This window comes from Sinomicrobium pectinilyticum, from assembly GCF_003725735.1.
In the GTDB taxonomy this organism is placed as follows: domain Bacteria; phylum Bacteroidota; class Bacteroidia; order Flavobacteriales; family Flavobacteriaceae; genus Sinomicrobium; species Sinomicrobium pectinilyticum.
The window spans coordinates 1-2,620 of record NZ_RJTM01000219.1 but is presented as its reverse complement, the minus strand read 5'-3'; the positions used below and the strand labels follow the sequence as shown (position 1 = coordinate 2,620).

Sequence of the window (2,620 nt, the reverse complement as noted above, 5' to 3'; positions counted from 1 at the left end):
ATTTCGGTGGCATAGTGCCACCAGGAAAGATACTACAATGATATAAAAAATATGTTACTGTTCCTCTTTTAAAATCCCCTTTCTTAAGGATTCTCCTTTTAAGTCGATGCGATGCGAGGAGTTGACGATACGATCCAGGATGGCATCGGCAATGGTTCCCTCTCCAATGAGATCATACCAAGCCGAGACCGGTATTTGCGAAGCAATGATGGTAGTGGTTTTCTGGTAACGGTCATCTATAATATCCAACAAGGTCTCCCGGGCATGGTTGTCGAAGGCCTGCAGGCCAAAGTCATCCAGGATGAGCAGGTCGGCTTTGAGGAGTTTTTGGAGTTCTTTTAGGTAAGTACCGTCTACCCTACTGAGCTTAAGTTTTTTTAATAATCGGCCTGTAATAGCGTAGATAGTTTTATATCCCATGTTGCACGCCTGGTATCCCAGGGCCTGCGCTAAAAAACTCTTGCCTACACCAGAAGCCCCTGTCAGGATGATATTTTCCTTGCGGGTGATAAAATCCAGGGAGCCCAGTCGAAGGAACATGTTTTTGTCCAGATTACGGCCTTGGGTATAATGGACTTCTTCCAGGGAAGCCTTTTGCCTAAAATGGGCCTGTTTGTAAAGGCGATCTATTTTTTTATTCTGACGGTCTTCCCACTCATGGTCTACCAGCAGCCCCAAGTATTCATCTGCAGTGAGGTCTTGCAAGCGATTTTCTTTGACCTGTTGTAAGTGGAGTCCAGCCATAGCATTTAATCGCATCTGCCGGAGTTTTTCAAGGGTTTGTTCGTTGTTCATACTATTATAGTTTAAAGGGTTACATATTTATAGTTACTTGTAAGTAGAAGCTCCCCGGATATTCCCATGTTTAGGGATATGAGACCGGTCCTCTTCCGGGTCCTGGTCGAACAGAGAGGTTTGGTCCATATTGTTCTTTAAGATATTACAGATACGTCTGTAAGAGGCGGTATCCGCCTGCAAGGCGACTTGACAGGCCCCGTTGAGCCGCTGGGAACCATAGGTTTTATGCAGCTGTATCACTCCCATAGCCCGCCTATAGCCGGTCTCCGGGTAATCGGTGGAGGTTAAGATACGCGCTATGCAAGTCAGTACATGCTGCCCATGCCGGGAAGCCAGTTGTTTAAAATATTCCGGACTCCATTGTGTGTAGGCTTTATGGGTACTGCTCAAGTGGTCTTTATTGGTGATGTAACTTCCTTTTGCAGGATGACGTTTATGAAGGGCAATCCGCTGATGATTATAATAGACCTCTACGGTGCTCTGGGTATAGTGGATCATGGTATGTTTGCCGATATACCGGTAGGGTACGCTGTAATAACTCTTATCCGGAGAAAAATACACATAGCCCATCTTCTGGACCTTGGCCCGCCTGTAGTTTTTAAGCGCATAGGGCTGCTGAGACAGCGGTTTTAGGTAACTCCGTTCCACGGATTGAAAGAGTTCCTTACGACTGGCCTCCTTGCGCTGGAATAACAGGTTGTTATAAGTCTCCAACAGCCGGCGGATCTCCCGGTTCAGGTCGGCCAAAGAAAAGAAAGTCATCTCTCGTAGCGGGTAATAGATACGCTGGTAGACCAGGTGAACCGCATTTTCCACCAAGGCCTTATCCTGCGGGGCATAACTGCGGGTTGGATTAATGACGCAGTTATAATGGTGAGCAAACTCTTTAAAAGTCCGGTTGATCTGGGGCTCATATTTACTGGCCCTGTTTACAGCCGATTTTAAATTGTCTGACACGATGGCTTTGGGCACCCCGCCATAGAAGTGTAGCGCACGCTGACAACAACCGATCAGGTCTTCCCGTTTCTGACTCCGGCAAGCCGATACATAGGTGTATTGACTGTGAGGCAAAATGGCGATAAAGACTTCCACCGGGACCAGCTCCCCGGTATCCCGGTCCACGATGTGGAGTTTTTTCCCGGCAAAATCAATATACATCTCCTTTGCGGGGTCGTGTTCCAGTTTCATCGAACCTTTAATATGGGCATACCTCCTATGGTAATGTTCCATAAACTGGGTATAGCTATAAGGTGCTTTAGCGGTTTGGTTATATTCCTGGTAATGGTGTAAAAAGGTAAAACCAGGATGATTCCGGGCCTTGTTGACCCCTTCAAAGTAAAGCATCAACTCGTTATAGCGGTCGTTATCTATGGTCGTATAAGCAGGGAACTGGGCAAGTAAAGCCCCCTGGTCGAAGCTCAATAACGCTTCCATGGTATAATCGCTGGCCTTGAAGCGTTTTATATAATGATTGACCGTATTGCGGGAGAGTCCTAAAGTGGCCCCTATGTTACGATTGCTAAAACCGTCTAAATGTAATCGGATAATTTGTTTTAAGTCCATTGGATCAAGTGCGTTGGCCATGCTGATTTTTAACAGCAAGGTATTTATACTTGATCTTTCCTGGTGGCACCATTCAAACCGAAAAAAGTGGCACAAATCAAAACGTTAATCCCAAACCCCGATATAACGTGGCATCATTTGAACCGTTACACTGGCACAAAATGAACCGTTATCACAGCTTCATAGTGGCACAATTTAAACCGAAACGCATGGCACTAACCAACCGTTTTCACTGGCACAAATTGTTCCGAGATATCCA

At 46.0% G+C, this 2,620-nt stretch carries 2 protein-coding genes; both read right to left on the bottom strand.

The features are described from left to right. Window positions 1-54: 54 nt before the first annotated feature. Window positions 55-795, bottom strand: coding sequence for an IS21-like element helper ATPase IstB (istB, locus tag ED312_RS23460; protein WP_123218444.1), 741 nt, complete (start codon window positions 793-795; stop codon window positions 55-57). 33 nt (window positions 796-828) lie between these two features. Next, window positions 829-2,382, bottom strand: a complete 1,554-nt coding sequence (istA, locus tag ED312_RS23455; protein ID WP_123218443.1) for an IS21 family transposase — start codon at window positions 2,380-2,382, stop codon at window positions 829-831. Window positions 2,383-2,620: the final 238 nt, after the last annotated feature.

Bases quoted from the DNA above. Each gene is read 5' to 3' on its own strand.
- istA (WP_123218443.1), bottom strand. From the start codon at position 2,382: ATGGCCAACGCACTTGATCCAATGGACTTAAAACAAATTATCCGATTA.
- istB (WP_123218444.1), bottom strand. From the start codon at position 795: ATGAACAACGAACAAACCCTTGAAAAACTCCGGCAGATGCGATTAAAT.